This is a genomic window from Arthrobacter sp. D3-18, assembly GCF_054408525.1.
Genome location: NZ_CP096440.1, coordinates 3,811,121 through 3,827,188 on the forward strand (window position 1 = coordinate 3,811,121; position 16,068 = coordinate 3,827,188).

At 63.5% G+C, this 16,068-nt stretch carries 12 protein-coding genes; 7 read left to right on the top strand and 5 right to left on the bottom strand.

Features of this window, described 5'->3' with window-relative positions:
* Positions 1-40: 40 nt before the first annotated feature.
* Together M1D89_RS19680 and M1D89_RS19685 are read left to right on the top strand one after the other, a co-directional pair.
* Entirely contained in the window at positions 41-4,984 is a 4,944-nt protein-coding gene (locus M1D89_RS19680; RefSeq protein ID WP_498646173.1) for an ATP-dependent helicase, read from the top strand.
* Positions 4,977-5,807 carry a DNA-formamidopyrimidine glycosylase family protein gene (locus tag M1D89_RS19685; protein ID WP_498646175.1) on the top strand — a complete coding sequence of 277 codons (831 nt, stop codon included), beginning with the start codon at positions 4,977-4,979 and terminating at the stop codon, positions 5,805-5,807. The genes M1D89_RS19680 and M1D89_RS19685 overlap by 8 nt, the downstream gene beginning before the upstream one ends.
* A gap of 198 nt (positions 5,808-6,005) precedes the next feature.
* On the opposite strand, the gene M1D89_RS19690 is transcribed toward M1D89_RS19685, so the two are convergent.
* Positions 6,006-7,268: a ricin-type beta-trefoil lectin domain protein gene (locus M1D89_RS19690; RefSeq protein ID WP_498646177.1), complete on the bottom strand. Its 1,263-nt coding sequence runs from the start codon at positions 7,266-7,268 to the stop codon at positions 6,006-6,008.
* 340 nt (positions 7,269-7,608) lie between these two features.
* Between M1D89_RS19690 and M1D89_RS19695 the strand changes: the two genes are divergently transcribed.
* The 3 genes from M1D89_RS19695 to M1D89_RS19705 are packed head-to-tail and all read left to right on the top strand — an operon-like array spanning position 7,609 to position 11,201.
* Positions 7,609-9,492, top strand: a complete 1,884-nt coding sequence (locus tag M1D89_RS19695; RefSeq protein WP_498646178.1) for a glycosyltransferase — start codon at positions 7,609-7,611, stop codon at positions 9,490-9,492.
* A 48-nt stretch (positions 9,493-9,540) separates the two neighbouring features.
* Complete coding sequence (locus tag M1D89_RS19700; protein WP_498646180.1) at positions 9,541-9,978, top strand: STAS domain-containing protein; 438 nt, start codon at positions 9,541-9,543, stop codon at positions 9,976-9,978.
* Positions 9,969-11,201, top strand: coding sequence for a glycoside hydrolase family 26 protein (locus M1D89_RS19705; protein ID WP_498646182.1), 1,233 nt, complete (start codon positions 9,969-9,971; stop codon positions 11,199-11,201). The genes M1D89_RS19700 and M1D89_RS19705 overlap by 10 nt, the downstream gene beginning before the upstream one ends.
* Positions 11,202-11,222: 21 nt before the next feature.
* On the opposite strand, the gene yczE is transcribed toward M1D89_RS19705, so the two are convergent.
* Entirely contained in the window at positions 11,223-11,852 is a 630-nt protein-coding gene (gene yczE, locus M1D89_RS19710; protein WP_498646185.1) for a membrane protein YczE, read from the bottom strand.
* Positions 11,853-11,913: 61 nt separating this feature from the next.
* Between yczE and yczR the strand changes: the two genes are divergently transcribed.
* On the top strand, positions 11,914-13,368 hold the full coding sequence (yczR, locus tag M1D89_RS19715; protein ID WP_498646187.1) for a MocR-like transcription factor YczR: 1,455 nt from the start codon (positions 11,914-11,916) through the stop codon (positions 13,366-13,368).
* Positions 13,369-13,450: 82 nt separating this feature from the next.
* Here yczR and M1D89_RS19720 read toward each other — a convergent pair whose 3' ends face one another.
* A complete protein-coding gene (locus M1D89_RS19720; protein ID WP_498646190.1) occupies positions 13,451-13,960 on the bottom strand; it encodes a DUF4188 domain-containing protein in 510 nt (169 codons plus the stop codon).
* Positions 13,961-14,048: 88 nt separating this feature from the next.
* On the opposite strand from M1D89_RS19720, the gene M1D89_RS19725 reads away from it, so the two are divergent.
* Positions 14,049-14,624 (top strand): TetR-like C-terminal domain-containing protein, encoded by a 576-nt coding sequence (locus M1D89_RS19725; RefSeq protein WP_498646192.1) that lies wholly within the window; start codon positions 14,049-14,051, stop codon positions 14,622-14,624.
* A gap of 9 nt (positions 14,625-14,633) precedes the next feature.
* Here the strand turns inward: M1D89_RS19725 and M1D89_RS19730 are convergent, their stop codons facing one another.
* Both M1D89_RS19730 and M1D89_RS19735 read right to left on the bottom strand, forming a co-directional pair.
* Positions 14,634-15,326 carry an SRPBCC family protein gene (locus M1D89_RS19730; RefSeq protein WP_498646195.1) on the bottom strand — a complete coding sequence of 231 codons (693 nt, stop codon included), beginning with the start codon at positions 15,324-15,326 and terminating at the stop codon, positions 14,634-14,636.
* The gene (locus tag M1D89_RS19735; protein WP_498646196.1) at positions 15,319-15,984 is read right to left on the bottom strand and encodes an ArsR/SmtB family transcription factor; all 666 of its coding nucleotides are present in this window, start codon (positions 15,982-15,984) and stop codon (positions 15,319-15,321) included. The genes M1D89_RS19730 and M1D89_RS19735 overlap by 8 nt, the downstream gene beginning before the upstream one ends.
* Positions 15,985-16,068: the final 84 nt, after the last annotated feature.

Below are 16,068 nucleotides of genomic sequence, written 5' to 3' on the forward strand. Positions count from 1 at the left end.
TCCGGCTTATTCTGTCGGAGCCGTGGGGCATGATGGAGGAATGCAGGAGCCGCAGGCGTCGGATGGCGCCATCAGCCGATTCAGCCAGGCAACCAGGGAATGGTTCCTAGGCGCTTTTTCCGAGCCCACACCCGCGCAAGACGGGGCGTGGAACGCGATATCCTCTGGCTCTCATGCCTTGGTCGTGGCTCCTACTGGTTCCGGCAAAACCCTCGCTGCTTTCCTTTGGGCCCTCGATCGCCTGCATTCCACGCCCAGTGACACTCTGCCGGGGCTTGAGACCGTCCCGGCAAATGGCAAGGGCCGGGCAAAGCGCCCCAAAACCAAAACGCGTGTCCTCTATATCTCGCCGCTGAAGGCGCTGGGTGTGGATGTGGAGCGAAACCTCCGCGCACCCCTCATCGGCATCACCCAAACCGCCAAACGTTTAGGTCTCCCCGCACCACTGGTGACAGTGGGCGTACGTTCGGGAGATACGACGGCGGCGGATCGCCGCACGCTGCTGACCAACCCACCAGACATCCTCATCACTACCCCGGAATCCCTGTTCCTTATGCTGACGTCCCGCGCCCGGGAAACGCTCAGCGAAGTGGACACCATCATCATTGACGAAGTGCATGCTGTAGCCGGCACCAAGCGTGGCGCACACCTGGCCGTTTCCCTGGAGCGCCTGGATGCCCTGCTTCCGAAGCCTGCCCAGCGCATCGGGCTCTCCGCTACAGTTCAGCCGCGCGAATTGGTGGCCCAATTCCTGGCCGGTCAAGCTCCCGTGGAGATCGTCGCTCCGCCGTCCAAGAAGAACTGGAACCTTACCGTCACGGTTCCAGTGGAGGACATGTCGGATCTGCAGGGCGCTGCGGGAGCATTCGACTCCGGGCCGGCATCCGGCCTGCAACCCCAGGCTTCCATCTGGCCGCATGTGGAGGAGCAGATCGTGGATCTGGTCCTGTCCAAGCAGTCCACCATTGTCTTTGCCAATTCCCGTCGCTTGGCGGAACGTCTCACGGCCCGACTCAACGAGATCTACGCTGAACGCCAGTTGATGGCGGTGGGAGGTAGCGAGTGGGCGGTTCCCGGGGCGTCCGAAGCCAACCCCGGAACCCCGGCCTCCACGGCCACTCCTGCGCACATGATGGCGCAGGCTGGAAGCACTACCGGCGCCGATCCTGTGCTGGCCCGCGCGCACCATGGTTCGGTTTCCAAGGACCAGCGGGCCATGATCGAGGACGATCTCAAGTCCGGCAGGCTCCGCTGCGTTGTGGCAACCTCGTCGCTGGAGCTCGGCATCGACATGGGTGCCGTGGACCTTGTGGTCCAAGTCGAGTCGCCCCCGTCGGTGGCTAGTGGGTTGCAGCGCGTCGGGCGTGCCGGGCACCAGGTCGGCGAGATCTCCGAAGGCGTGCTCTTTCCCAAGCACCGCGCGGATCTCCTGCATACCAGCGTCACCGTTGAACGCATGCTGAGTGGGCAGATTGAACGCCTGAGCATTCCCGCCAACCCGCTCGATATCCTGGCCCAGCAAACAGTGGCGGCTACCGCCTTGGGCAGCATCGACGTTGAGGACTGGTTCAGCACTGTCCGTCGCTCAGCGCCGTTCGCGAGCCTGCCACGCTCAGCTTTCGAAGCCACCCTGGACCTCCTGGCCGGAAGGTATCCTTCGGACGAATTTGCAGAACTACGGCCCCGCATCGTCTGGGACCGGCACGCCGGGACCATCGAGGGCAGGCCCGGCGCCCAGCGCCTTGCTGTCACGTCAGGCGGCACCATCCCGGACCGTGGGCTATTCGGGGTTTACATCATCGGTACGGAAGTGGAGGGCTCAGCTTCCCCCAGCAGCGGGGACGGGAGTGAACCGAGCGCCTCTGCCCGTGCTGCCAAGGGAGGACGCCGCGTTGGTGAGCTCGACGAAGAAATGGTTTACGAATCCCGTGTGGGAGACGTCTTCGCACTCGGAGCCACCAGTTGGAAGATCGAGGACATCACCCACGATCGCGTGCTGGTCTCCCCTGCCTTTGGCCAACCCGGCAAACTTCCCTTCTGGAAGGGCGATTCCCTCGGCAGGCCCGTAGATCTGGGCCGCGCGCTGGGTGCCTTCATCCGGGAACTCTCGGCCGCAGACGAAGCCCCGGCCATGGAACGTTGCCAAGCCAGCGGATTGGACGCCTTCGCCGCAAGCAACCTGCTCCAATACCTCCGGGAGCAAAAGGAAGCCACGGAGATTGTGCCTAGCGACCGAACTCTGGTGGTGGAACGCTTCCACGACGAACTCGGCGACTGGCGGGTAGTCCTCCACAGCCCGTTCGGCATGCCTGTTCACGCCCCGTGGGCACTCGCTGTAGGGCAACGACTTCAGCAGCGATATGGCTTGGACGGATCGGCGATGGCTGCGGATGACGGGATCGTGCTGCGCGTGCCCATGATGGAAGACGAGCCACCCGGTGCCGAACTTTTCCTCTTCGACCCGGAGGAGCTCGAACAAATCGTCACTGCGGAAGTAGGCGGCAGCGCCCTGTTCGCATCCCGTTTCCGCGAATGTGCAGCCCGTGCCCTGCTTCTCCCCCGGCAGAATCCGGCCAAGCGCCAGCCCCTATGGCAGCAACGCCAGCGCTCTGCCCAGTTGCTGGATGTCGCCCGGAAGTATCCTTCGTTCCCCATCGTGCTCGAAACAGTCCGGGAATGCTTGCAGGATGTTTACGATCTGCCCGCACTGAAAGACATTGCAGCATCCGTCGAGCGCAGGGAACTGAGGATCGTGGAGACCACCACGCAGCAGCCCTCCCCTTTCGCGAAGTCCCTGTTGTTCGGTTACGTTGCCCAGTTCCTCTACGAGGGCGACTCCCCCTTGGCGGAACGGCGGGCTGCTGCCCTCGCCCTCGACTCCACACTCCTTAACGAACTCCTGGGCCGCGTGGAACTGCGCGAACTCCTGGACGCAGCAGTCATCGATTCAACGGAGTTGGAACTGCAGCGCCTTGCCCCGGACCGACGGGTTCGTGGGCTGGAAGGCGTCGCGGATCTGCTGAGGCTGCTGGGTCCGCTCAGCGTTGAAGAAGTAGCTGAGCGGCTACAAGGGCTGGAGCAATCTGAGCTCGAGGCAGTAGAAGACCTCGAAGAAACCCCGGTGGCGGCGCCACACGGGAGCATTGTGGACGCCGGGTCCCACCTCGCGGCATTGCAGAAAGCCAACCGCGCACTCAAGGTAACCATCGGCGGCGTCGAACGTTTTGCGGCAATTGAGGATGCCGCACGGCTCCGTGACGCCATCGGTGTTCCGCTGCCCATGGGCGTGCCACTCGCGTTCATTGAACCCGTCCACGATCCTTTGGGCGACCTCGTTTCCCGGTACGCGCGCACCCACGGCCCGTTCACGGCCGCCGAAGCTGCGGCGAGGCTGGGACTGGGCGTCGCGGTGGTCAATACTGCCCTTAAGCGACTGGCTGGCGATGGTCGGGTGGTGGAAGGCGAATTCCGCCCACACGCCGTCGCAGAGCAGCCTTTGGAGGCAGCCGACTCAGAGCTCATGAGCGTGGACGCCCCACCGTCCAGCGAGTGGTGCGATGCCGAGGTCCTGCGGAAACTGAGGCGTCGCTCGCTCGCTGCACTGCGGGCCGAAGTAGAGCCCGTGGACACCGCCGCCTACGGCCGGTTCCTGCCGGCATGGCAAAACGTGACCTCGCCGGGTAAGTCCCGAAGCCAGGCGCTAAGGGGGTTGGACGGCATCATCACGGCAGTGGACCAACTGTCCGGAGTGCCCATCCCGGCATCCGCATGGGAACCCTTGGTACTCGCGAGCAGGGTGGCGGACTACAAACCGGCAATGCTGGACGAACTCATGGCCGCCGGCGAACTCCTCTGGTCCGGCGCAGGATCCCTGCCCGGAAACGATGGCTGGATCAGCCTCCATGTAGCCGATTCCGCTGAGCTGACGCTCAACCCGGACCCCGAATTCGAACCCGGTGATGCCCAGCAGCGCCTCTTGGAACATTTCAGCGCAGGCGGCGGCTACTTCTTCCGGCAACTCACGGATGTAGCCGGTGGCATGGACGCGGTATTGAGTGACGACGCCGTGGTGTCTGCTCTCTGGGACCTCGTCTGGGCCGGCCGCGTAACAGGTGACACTTTCGCTCCCGTGAGGGCCATGATCGCCGGCGGGAAAACCGCGCACCGGCAGGTCGCCAAGGCACCGAGGGCCCGGGCCCCTCGCATGAGCAGGCTTGGCCGTTCCCATGGAACTGGCCTCCTGGGCTCCCCCGGGCTAACGGGTGGTCGCTACGGCCCGGTAACAGGTGGCGTTGCGCCTGCACCGCCGTCGGCAGTCGGCCGATGGTCAGCGCTTCCCTCGCCTGAACTGGACCCCACCATCCACGCCCGCGGAACGGCTGAGCTTCTGTTGGACCGCTACGGCGTGGTGACGCGTGGTTCGGTCATGGCGGAGAACATCATCGGTGGCTTCGGGCTCATGTATAAGGTGCTGGCCCGCTTGGAGGAAGCCGGGCGTTGCCGCCGCGGTTACTTCATCGAGCATTTGGGGGCCGCCCAGTTCGCCGTCCCTGCCACGGTTGACCGGTTAAGGTCGTTCACGGAGGACACCCGCATCTCCAAAGCCGAGCCCTCCGCGCTCGCACTTGCCGCGACTGACCCCGCCAACCCCTACGGCGCTGCCCTTCCTTGGCCTGCGCTCTCTGTCGACGCCGGTTCCGGGCACCGGCCCGGGCGCAAGGCCGGAGCGCTGGTGGTGATGGTCGACGGCGCGTTGGTCCTTTACGTGGAACGCGGCGGCAAGACCCTGCTCACCTTCAGCCAGGACGACGCCGTGCTGACAGTTGCGGCACAGGCGCTGGTGGATGTGGTGCGCCGCGGTGCCGTGGACAAACTCTTCATGGAGAAAGTCAACGGCCACGATCTCCTGGAAACTCCGATCGCCGTTGCCCTGGCGGCTGCAGGGGCCTACTCCACTCCGAAGGGACTCCGTATCCGTGCCTGAAGGCGATTCCATTTGGCGGGCTGCGTCACGGCTGAACGAGGCGTTGGCCGGGAAGACCATCATGGCCTCCGACTTCCGCGTGCCACGCTTTGCCACCTTGAACCTGGCGGGCTGGACCATGGCCGAGGTTGTTCCCCGTGGAAAGCACCTGCTCATGCGTCTGACAGGACCTGCTGACGAGGAACCCGGCGCCAGCAGGAAACCCCGTGCCCTGACCATCCATTCCCATCTCAAGATGGAGGGGAACTGGATGATCTACCCACCGGGTGGTCGCTGGACCAAACCTGGCCACACTGCCCGGTGCGTGCTCCGCACGGACTCCGCGGACGCCGTCGGATTCTCGCTGGGCATCCTGGAAGTGGTGCCCACAGCTGAGGAAGACAAGATCGTCGGGCACCTCGGGCCGGACCTGCTCGGCCCCGACTGGGACGAGGAGGAAGCGCTGCGCAGGCTTCGCGCCGAACCGGATGTCACCGTGGGATTCGCGTTGCTGGATCAGCGGAAGCTTGCGGGCATTGGCAATATCTATCGATGCGAGGCGTGCTTCTTGTCCGGCATTCACCCTGCCCTGCCTGTAGGGAACGTCCCTGACCTTGGCAAGACAGTCAACGACGCCAAACGGCTCCTCGGCGAAAACCTGGGTCCCGGGCGGAGGACTACCCTGGGGCCGCGCGCCATGCGTCCCGGATATTGGGTGTACGGCCGGGAACGCCAACCCTGCAGGCGCTGCGGTACTGCCGTACGCCGTGGCCTCCTTGCAGGACCGGACGGCACAGAAGAACGGGACATCTACTTCTGTCCGCGCTGTCAGCCGGCTCCGTAGACCAACAAAAAGCTCAACAACCGGCCGGCACCACCACAACCGGCCGGACCTGGCCACCTAAGGCCAACCAGGTCCGGCCAACAACCGCCGCGACGGCTGCGCGCACCTGCCAGCCGGCCCGCTACTCCAGGAAGCTCCCCAGCCGCCCCAGCAATAGCCGCCGGACACCGCAAGCTGCGCGCCGCCGTCGGACGTTTTCTACGCCATCCGCCACCACTTTTGGTTGATGGAACCGGCGCAATCCCAGAGCTGCAACCTCGCACCGTCGGATGAATTCCAGTCAACCACGTCCACACATTTGTCGGCTTGCGGGTTCACCAGATCCCCGGCATTGTTCAGGACGAATTGCTGCGCCGGACTGCCGTTGCAACTGGTGAGTTGGACTCGTGCACCGTTGGCCGTTGATCCCCATGCCACGTCCATGCATTTTCCCAGTGACCGAATGGTGCCGTTGTCAGCAAAGGTCCACTGCTCCGACGCTGCCGTATCGCAGTCCCATAATTGCAAGGGGACCCCGTCTGTAGCCTGCCGACCGGCCACGTCAATGCACTTGCCTGCATAGCCCTGGATGCGGGTGCCGGCTGCAGAGGAAGGCGCCGCTGGAACCGAAGCAAGCTCATACACGCGGACGTAATCAACCAGCAGCGACTGCGGAAACGCCGTGTCCGAATCCGGTGCCCCCGGCCAGTAGCCGCCCACGGCCAGGTTCAGCAGGAGGAAGAAGTCGTGATCGAACACCCAGGGGCCGGGAGTAGTGGCCTTGGTCTTTTGTGAGTAGGGAATTCCGTCGATGTACCAAGTGATGGACTCAGGCCCCCAGTCCACTGTGAACGTGTGGAAAGCATCGCCCAGAGCTTTACCAGCGGGCAGAGTGTAGCTGGCGTTGGAGGCGTTGGCCCCGGAGTAACCGGGGCCGTGGATACTCCCCCAGACCGTTCCAGGTTCCTTGCCGACGTTTTCCATGATGTCGAGTTCGCCGCTAGCGGGCCAACCGTCGGTGAAGACGTTGTCGCCGAGCATCCAGAAGGCGGGCCACATGCCTTGCCCCTTGGGCAGTTTGAGTCGGGCTTCGAACCGGCCTTGCGTCCGGCTGAAATTTCCTGACGTCAGGAGGCGCGCGGATGTGTACTGGCACGCCCCGTAGTGGCACTCGTATCCAGCAGGATTTTCCCTCCGGGCAGTGATGGCCATGTTTCCCTGCCCATCCGCTGCAGCATTATTTGTGCTGTTGGTGTAGTACTGCAGTTCGCCGTTGCCCCACCCGGATCCTCCGGTGTCGTGAGTCCAGTTTCCAGGGTCCGGTGCCGTGCCGGCAGGGCCATTGAATTCGTCGCTCCACACCAGCGCACCCGGGGCGGGCATACCTGCGGCTGCCAGTGCTGACGGTTCCGGGGCTATGAGGGTAGCTGCGATGGTCAGGCCGGCGACGAGCATCGTCAGGGGCATGAGTCTTCGCTTCATGGTGCCACTCTGAAGGCGTCTCCCCGTGGCACGCAAGCCTTTTCAAGGCGACACGCAAAACGTCACGGCAAGGAAATAATCAACGCGGTTTTACTTTTCATTGCCGTAACGAGGATGAAATATCGGCGGGAGAAAGTGGAAGCAGGAACCAACTGATGTGCAGATTTCCTTCAAATCCGTTGGCAAAAGGACATTCCGTTCGCAGCCGAATTCCTTCCCTTGAGCATCGAAGATGCAGCTCCAGGCGCGTCAGCCGTGTCCTCCCAAACTTCGCTCTGAGGAGCGTTTGGACATACTGGCGCGCCTTGGCCTTTTCCCCAGCAGTTACCGGAGGCTAAAGATGGGCGTTTACAGACAAATACTGGTAAGGATCCTTGCAGTTCTTGTAGTTTCCTTTGGATTGATTTACATCAGCTGGCGCTGGTCGAGCACTGTCGCGTGGGATGCCTGGTGGATCTCGCTGCCCCTCGTGGCCGCCGAGACTTACAGCCTTGGCGAATCGGCGCTTTACGCAGTGACAATGTGGAATGCACGACGACGTCCGCCTCCCCCACCTGCCCTGCCGGGCAGATCGGTGGACGTTTTCATCGCCACCTACAACGAGCCGCTGGACTTGGTGCTCAAAACGGCGATCGCAGCCAGGGACATGGAGTACCCGCACGAAACGTGGATCCTTGACGACGGCGACCGGGCTGAATTTGCCACCGCAGCCCGGCAGATCGGCGTCGGGTATATTACCCGCGGTCCTGAGTGGGATGGTCGGCAGCGCTTCGCAAAGGCAGGAAACGTCAACAACGCCCTGTCCATGACAACGGGCGAGTTCGTCGCCATCTTTGACGCAGACCAAGCCCCTGAACCGCGTTTCCTGGACCGCGTCCTGGGCTATTTCGATGCCGAGGAAGTGGCTTTCGTCCAGACCCCGCAGCACTTTTGGAATGTTCCGGAACGGGACCCGCTGGGAAGCCAGGCGGAACTCTTCTACGGCCCCATCCAACAAGGCAAGGACGGCTGGGACGCAGCGTTCTTCTGCGGTTCGAATGCTGTCCTACGCCGTGAAGCCCTCATGGCCCTGGGCTTGACGCGCTACACGCGGTCAGCCACTGAGCAGACCTGGCGCGCTTTGCGTCGTGGCCGATCGCGTTTGCAGGACCTTCACGGCGAGCTGGGCAGGCGTCATCCCGCGGCCATGATCGTTGCAGAACAGGCCTTGGAGGCAGTGGCACGCGCGGAGCATCAGGTGCGCAGGGGCGATGTCCTCGCCGAGATCACTTTCGAACTCCGCGTCGCCTTCCATTCAGCAGCTCTGGCAGTTCCTGATGCCATGGAGGACGTGGTGCCGGAGCTGGACGCCGTCCTGGAGTCAGTGGATGTGGCCCACACTGACCAAGCACTGGCCATCCACCCCATGGACACCACCACCATCACCGAGGACATGGCAACGGCCATGCACCTTCACGCGATGGGGTGGGGCAGCGTCTACCACCACGAGGTCCTGGTCCACGGGTTGGCCCCTGAGGACGTGTCCACCATGCTCTCCCAGCGGCATCGATGGGCGGCCGGCACCATGCAGGTGTTCTTCAGTGACAATCCGTTGTTTCTTCGGGGCCTCACCGTGGCTCAGCGCCTGATGTATCTGGGCACTATGACGAGTTATCTGAATGGCTTCGCTGCCCTGAGCTATATCGCGGCGCCTGTGGTGTTCCTGGTGGCTGGTACCTACCCGCTGACTGCCAGTCCCGTGGTGTTCTTCTGCCTCTTCCTGCCCTTCTTTATTTCGTGCCAGCTGCTCTTCCAAGTAGCGGGCAACGGGTCGAAGGGATTGTGGCGCGGCCAGCAATGGTCCTTTGCCCTGTTTCCCACCTGGATCGCGGCCACGTGTTCAGGTGCGGCAGCGGTTTTCCTTGGCAAGCACCTCGCGTTCTCGGTGACGGCCAAGAGTAAACAGGTCACGGGCCGTGGATTCCAGCACGTCAGGATACAGGTGGCTGCCATGGCGTTGCTGGTCGTGTCCTCGTTCATCGGCGTTGCCCGTGTGTCATCCGGGCAAGCGGCGCTCTATCCCACCCTCATCACGTTGGCCTGGGTTGTCTTGGACCTGGCGCTTTTGAGCGTGGTGATCGGTGCCGCACGGTATCGGGGGCCCGGCGACCACCTCGTTGAACCGATTCCCACTCCTAAGGAGCTCACCAGCGTTCAGAGCGCTCCGCCCAAACCCGCACCCTAACAGCACATCAGTAAAAGCCGTTCCAACCCCCCGCAAGGAGCGACCCCCATGTCCACGCTTTCCCATGCCCCGAACACCACCTCCACCGTCTTGAAATCGGTGGATCTGACCATTACCGGCGCCTTGGACGCCGCTACCGTTCCGGCTATTCGCCAAGCATCCGTCAAGGCCGCCGCGGACGGCCCCGTCCTGGTCCTGCTGAATGTCGCGGCGGTGACATCGGTGGGAGCATCAGGCGTAGTCGGGGTGCTTGAGGTGCTGCACCTGCTCCGCTCGCGCGGCGGCGATCTCCGCCTTTTCGGGAATTCAAGCGAGCTCCAGGAAACCCACCTCCAAGCCCATCTGGGTCGCGTCGCCCGTATATATGCAACGCACCAAGATGCGGTCGACGGCGGTGCAGCACTCGTGCGGCCACGGGGGCTTGCGCCTCGCTTCAGTTGGCGGACCCTCTTCAAGCGTCGTCATCGCTCCATCGGATGGGGCTGAGCGCGATGCACACTCCTCCCACTTTCACGGGGCACCCGGACAAAAAACGCCGGCGGGCCAGCCTGCTCATTCCCTTGGTGGTGACGGCTCTGGCTGCCACGGGCTTGGGTTTTGCTTCCAAGGAGATAGTCCCCGTAGTCCAGGCTTTGTCTCTCTGCCGTGCCGGGGATGCTTCCACAATGATCCCCAAGGATGGTGTGCTTCTGGGCGTGAACCTGGATTGGGACTCGGAGACGTTGGCCGAGCACCGTAAAAACCTGGGCCATGATCCGGCGGTGGTGGTGCAGTTTTCGGATATCCCCTACGACGACGAAACGTGGGCTCACACCACCAACGCCGTCACCCAGGTCCGCCCAACAGGCGGCGTGTTGCTCCTGACCCTGGAACCTCACGGCGGCCTGGAGACCATGAGCGAGGAAGTGATCGCCAAACTGGCCACCGACTTACGGGCCATCAACGATCAGGGGACGCCCGTCGTCGTACGTTTTGCGCATGAAATGAACGGGTCCTGGTATTCCTGGGGCCAGCAACCGCTGCGTTATGTGGAGGTATTCCGCAAAGTGGCCGCTGCAGTTCATGCCGGGGCGCCGGGCTCGTCCATGATGTGGGCCCCGAACTATGGTGGCGGCTACCCGTTTACAGGGGGCCAGTTCGCGGCCCGTCCGGGCACTGCCGATTTCGCTGCCCTGGACACGGACCGTGACGGCACCTTGACCATGGCTGACGACACCTATGCGCCCTACTACCCCGGGGACGACGCCGTGGATTGGGTGGGAGTTTCCCTGTATCACTGGGGCAACCAGCGGCCGTGGGGAAACAACGACATCTCGGAGCCAGGCAAGTTCCTCGCCATGCTGACCGGCACCTACAGCGGCACCGCCGGCGACGACAGTTCCGTTCCGGACTTCTACCAGGTGTACGGGGTGGACCACAAGAAGCCGGTAGCCATTCCGGAGACCGCGGCTATCTTCACCCCGGCTCGCGGTGGAGCGTCTGAGCTTGACGTCAAGCAGGCATGGTGGCGTCAGGTCTTCTCCGCTGATACCCAGCAGAAGTACCCGCAGTTGAAGATGATCAATTGGTTTGAGTGGAAGAAGTACGAGATCGAGATTAACGACGACGTCGACTGGCGGAGCGCTGGATCGCCCGCCATTCGAGACGCCTTCAGTGAGGACCTACCGGACTGGTTGCAGTATGGCGAGGACCTGGAGGCCTGCCGCTAAGCGGCACCTAAGTGGCGGCCGTCAGGCAGCCGGCGCGGCCTCCAGGTCCTCCGTGGGGGCCGTTGCCTTTCCCTGCTCCGGGACCATGAACTTCGGCAGCAACAGCTGCACGATCGGCCCGATCGCCAAGGCGTAGACCACCGTACCAACACCAACGGAGCCGCCCAGCAGGAAGCCGACAGCCAGGACAACTACTTCAATTCCCGTGCGGACCAGGCGCACGGACCAACCGGTGCGGCGGACAAGTCCAGTCATCAGGCCATCACGGGCGCCGGGTCCAAGGCGGGCACCGATGTAGCAAGCGGACGCGATGCCGTTGAGGATCACGGCACCGGCGAGCATGGCGATCTGTCCGCCCAAGTGGGAAAACTCCGGGATGAGCCACAGTCCCAGATCGGCGAAGAGCCCCACAAGAACCGCGTTGGCGATGGTTCCAATCCCTGGCATCTGCCGGAGCGGGATCCACAGGAGAAGAACCAGGAAGCTGACAACGATGACCACAACACCGATGCTGAAGCCGGTCTTTTCGGATACGCCTTGGTGGAACACATCCCAAGGGTCCAAGCCCAGGCCGGCACGGATGAACATGGCCAAGGAGATGCCGTACATCGCGAGGCCGATCAGGAGTTGAGTGATTCTTCGGGTCATCATGAACTACATCATCCAAGAGAACTGGCCTTGTATTCCATAGCCAGTTTGGAATACTGGTCTTATGTCCGGCTCCCTGAATCCCACCGCCCTCGTCCGCCTCCTCGGCACTTGGAGCTCCGGCGCCCTGCCCGCCTACCGCGAGCTGGCCGACGTCGTTCGCTTGCTGGTGATGGACGGACGCATCCCCTTGGACGTCGCGCTACCCAGCGAGCGGGCACTCGCCCAAACACTCGGGCTCAGCCGGACCACCGTCACTGCCGCGTATGCGGCCCTGCGCGAACAGGGATTCCTCACGGCAGGTCAGGGCAGTCGCGGACGGACATGCATCCCCCACCGCACTACACCAGTGAGCGCGCCCGGACTCGCGGTTCCCGAGGGACTCCTGGATCTGGCTTACGCGTCACTACCGGCGGCCGGCGAGGTAGTGCATCGCGCCTTCGCTGACGCTCTGACCGAGCTTCCGGCCCTCTTGCCCGGGTTCGGGTACGATGCCGTGGGCGTGCCGGCCCTCCGCGAAGCCATCGCAGAGAAGTACACAGCCGAAGGGGTGCCAACGACGCCGGGCCAGATCCTTGTCACGTCCGGCGCACAGCATGCCCTCAACATTGTGCTGCGCGCCCTGGCCGGAAAGCAGGACCGGGTCATGGTGGAGCACCCCACATACCCCAACGCCCTGGACGCCATCCGCGCCGCCGGCTGCAAGCCCCTGCCAGTGGCGCTGCCCTCGGGCACCTCGCCAGCGTGGGACATCGATTCAATGGTGGCCACCATGAACCAGCAGCGCCCCGCCATGGCCTACTTGGTGCCGGACTTCCACAATCCGACCGGACGCATCATGTCCGACCTCCAACGCCGACGACTTACACGGGCGGCCGCTGCTTCCGGGACCGTGCTGGTAGTGGATGAAACACTGCGTGGGCTGAATCTCGACGGCGTCCGCACCGCGCCGATGTCGCGGTTCAGTCCTGCGGTGGTTTCCATCGGGTCGCTGAGCAAATCGCACTGGGCGGGACTCAGGACCGGGTGGATCCGGGCAGACGAGTCCCTCATTGCCCGTTTTGTGGCCACAAGAACAATCATGGATCTGGGCGGGCCAGTGGTTGAACAACTGGCGGCGGCGCGCTTGGTGCAGTCCTTCGCCGAACCGCTTGATGCCCGGCTTGAGGAACTCCGGCACAACCGGGAAACGCTGTTGGGGTTGCTCGCGGAGCACTTGCCCTCCTGGGAGGTGGAGCGACCGCGGGGTGGACTGACAGCATGGTGCCGCCTGCCGTCTGCCTCCAGCACCGCCCTGACCGTGCTCGCGCCCGACTTCGGCGTCCGGTTGGCAGCGGGACCCCGCTTCGGGGTGGGTGGCGCGTTCGAGCACTACCTGCGCGTTCCCTACACCTTGCCCGCCGCACAACTGGAGTTCGCCGTCGGTGCGCTCCGCGCCGCCCAGGACAAGCTCGACGCCTCGCCCCACCTCCGCCGGACCCTTAAGGCTGAGCGGCCAGCCGCCGTCGCGGTCGCCTAAACCGCTGCACGCTTGGTCCCGCCCATCCGCCCAACTGAGTCGCAGTTGAGGCCGTTTTGAGGGCTCAAAACGGCATGTGCTGCTACTTAGTTGGGGCCGGGTCTGTGGATCGCGCCCTCCCGCCCATCCGCTGCTTAGCCGTGTTGCTGCCGGGTCCGATGGGTACATGCGAGGTCGCCTTGGCCAAGCCGAACAGCGGCATGCCGTTGTACACCGCTTCAATACCCGACGCCGGTACTTGGTACGTCTCGTGCCACACGCCAACGTCGCCGCTGCCCGCGAACTTCTTCATGAATTTCCGCCATGGGCCCAGATGCGGCGAATCCCTGTCTGCGGCAAAGCGCCTCAGATGCTCCGGACTTTCCCAGTAGCTGAGCAGGATAGTGGTCCGCCCGAACCATTGCTCGCTGCCCAGGAGACCGGCGTCCGGGTTCTTGGCAAGGTGCTGCATCATGGTGGGCATGGCCGAGGCCACCTTGGCGACGCGGCCCAGCTTCCACCACCGGTTGGCCCGCATCCCGATGAGGAAGACGGTCACTGTATCGCGCCCGATGTCCGCGGTGAAGCGGCCGGGGAAGATCTCTTGTGCCATGTGCATCCTTCAGTTGGGAAACCCCTGACTTCCTGGTTCCGGGTTTCATAACGTTGTTATGAAACAATGTTATGAAACACTTGAGGGCATGGCAAGACCTGTAGTTCATGATCAACACGTCCAGGATCGACTCCTCGCAGTGACCGCCGAACTGGTGGACCGCGAGGGGCCGGCCCGCGTCACCCTCCGCGACGTAGCAGCAGCGGCAGAAACGTCCACCACGGCGATCTACTCCCTCTTCGGCGGGAAATCGCAACTGTTGACCGCCGCCGTCGACGACGGTTTCCGCTCTTTTGGTGAGTCCCAACGCGATGCGGCCAAGGATGGGCTACTGGGATTGGGCCGGGCCTACCGCGTCTGGGCACTGGAGCACCCTGCCCTTTACCGCCTCATGTTTGGCGGCGCGCTGGCCGCCTATGTTGATTGCAGCCCGACGCCGGAAGTCGCCTCCGATTCAATGCTCCCCCTCGTGGAGGCGGTAGTTGCCGCCCAGTCAGCGGGCGCGCTGCGCGAGGACGACCCCGCGCTCATGGCAATGGCCATCTGGGGACAGGTCCATGGACTCGTCAGCCTGGAGCTTGCGCAGATGAATGATCCCGCCACCGATTGGGCCTCGATCTACGAGGCCGCCCTGGAATCCGTGGCGCGGGCCTGGGCGGCCTAACCGGAGCTGCTACGCGTACACCTTCTCCAGGAACGCACCCCAGGCCTTGGCCGTAAGTTCTGCATCGCCGGAGGCACTGAACTCGTGCACCGTCATCCCGACCGGGGCACCGAAGGCGTTCCGACCGAAGAAGCGGTACATCGTGTCCGCCGTCCGGAGGCCCAGGAAGTTCTCGTTGGAGAAGTCCACCACCCCGGTCAGCCGCCCAACGCCGTCGACGTCGGCATCCACGGCGGCACCGACTGCCATACCATCCACACCCAAGGCCTTTTTCAGCTGCACGAAACCATCCACTGCTTGGGAAGCCGCAGGCGCCTGGATATCCGTGAAGACCACCGGCTTGCCGTCGAAGTACTGGAGGTACTGGCCCAACGTGTGCAGGTAGAACTCGGTGTGCTTTCTGGCGCCGTCGTATTGCTCATCCCAGTTCTCGGCAAAGATCCCGCTGTGAACGTAGTGCAGCTTGGCGCGGCCACCTTCCAGCGGCTCAAGGATATGTTCCAGCTGGTTGAACCATCCATCCGGGCCATCCATGCGGGACACCAAGTGGCTGGGGTATTCCTCGGTGGTCTTGACGTCCGGCCACTGATCCGTGGGGAACATCCATGCAGGAGTGTCCTTGGTGACCGCCTGCCACACGCGCTCGGGAGTGGCTGGCAGTTCGACGTCCGTCTCGATTTCGAATTTCCGATTGTCAGTCATTGCTTTGATCCTTTTCTGCTGATTGCTTTGGGGAGGCTTGCTGAGTTGAAGGGGCCTTGAGTGCCCCGGTCTTGAGAGCAGGGTGAAGTACGACGACGAGGCGGTGCTTACGTCCGCCGCCCGCCACGGCGGCAGCACCGCCGTCGTGGTACTTGTCCACGAGTCGGGTCACCGCTACGCCGAGCTCTTCCGCGAATGCCGCGCGTTCGGCAGCCGAGCGGAAGGTGATCTCGCCGTCGATCGCAAAGCTGGCCAGCTTCTTCTTTGCCACGGCAGCACCGGCGATGAGCTTGCCCATCTCCTGCACGGTGCGGGCGGCCAGTGACAACAACCAGAAAGCGGAGAACCGGTCGGAGAAGCGCCGCGGATCGGGTGCCACAGACGCCAGGGCAACAGGCGAGATCAGGTACGACGCCGCCGTCGCGCGGAGTACGCGCTCGGTGACGTTGCCCTTGCGACGTTCCTCCACCAGCTCCACCAAGCCGTGCCGCTCGAGGGCTTTGAGGTGGTAGTTCACCTTCTGCCTGGGCAACCCAACCTTCGCGGCCAGCTGAGTGGCGGACGCCGGTTCGACGAGCTCCTGCAGGATGCGGGTGCGGATCGGATCCAGGGACGCTTCCGCTGCGGCCGGGTCCTCGATCACTTCGATGTCCAACATGCTTCAAGTATGGCTACCGACAACTTTTATTGTCAAGAGCTTTTTTGTCGTCGGCTGGCTCTTTCGTTGCGAGGCCTGCTTTGC

Bases quoted from the DNA above. Each gene is read 5' to 3' on its own strand.
- M1D89_RS19705 (WP_498646182.1), top strand. From the start codon at position 9,969: ATGGGGCTGAGCGCGATGCACACTCCTCCCACTTTCACGGGGCACCCG.
- M1D89_RS19695 (WP_498646178.1), top strand. From the start codon at position 7,609: ATGGGCGTTTACAGACAAATACTGGTAAGGATCCTTGCAGTTCTTGTA.
- M1D89_RS19725 (WP_498646192.1), top strand. From the start codon at position 14,049: ATGGCAAGACCTGTAGTTCATGATCAACACGTCCAGGATCGACTCCTC.
- M1D89_RS19730 (WP_498646195.1), bottom strand. From the start codon at position 15,326: ATGACTGACAATCGGAAATTCGAAATCGAGACGGACGTCGAACTGCCA.
- M1D89_RS19680 (WP_498646173.1), top strand. From the start codon at position 41: ATGCAGGAGCCGCAGGCGTCGGATGGCGCCATCAGCCGATTCAGCCAG.
- yczR (WP_498646187.1), top strand. From the start codon at position 11,914: ATGTCCGGCTCCCTGAATCCCACCGCCCTCGTCCGCCTCCTCGGCACT.
- M1D89_RS19700 (WP_498646180.1), top strand. From the start codon at position 9,541: ATGTCCACGCTTTCCCATGCCCCGAACACCACCTCCACCGTCTTGAAA.
- yczE (WP_498646185.1), bottom strand. From the start codon at position 11,852: ATGATGACCCGAAGAATCACTCAACTCCTGATCGGCCTCGCGATGTAC.
- M1D89_RS19720 (WP_498646190.1), bottom strand. From the start codon at position 13,960: ATGGCACAAGAGATCTTCCCCGGCCGCTTCACCGCGGACATCGGGCGC.
- M1D89_RS19690 (WP_498646177.1), bottom strand. From the start codon at position 7,268: ATGAAGCGAAGACTCATGCCCCTGACGATGCTCGTCGCCGGCCTGACC.
- M1D89_RS19735 (WP_498646196.1), bottom strand. From the start codon at position 15,984: ATGTTGGACATCGAAGTGATCGAGGACCCGGCCGCAGCGGAAGCGTCC.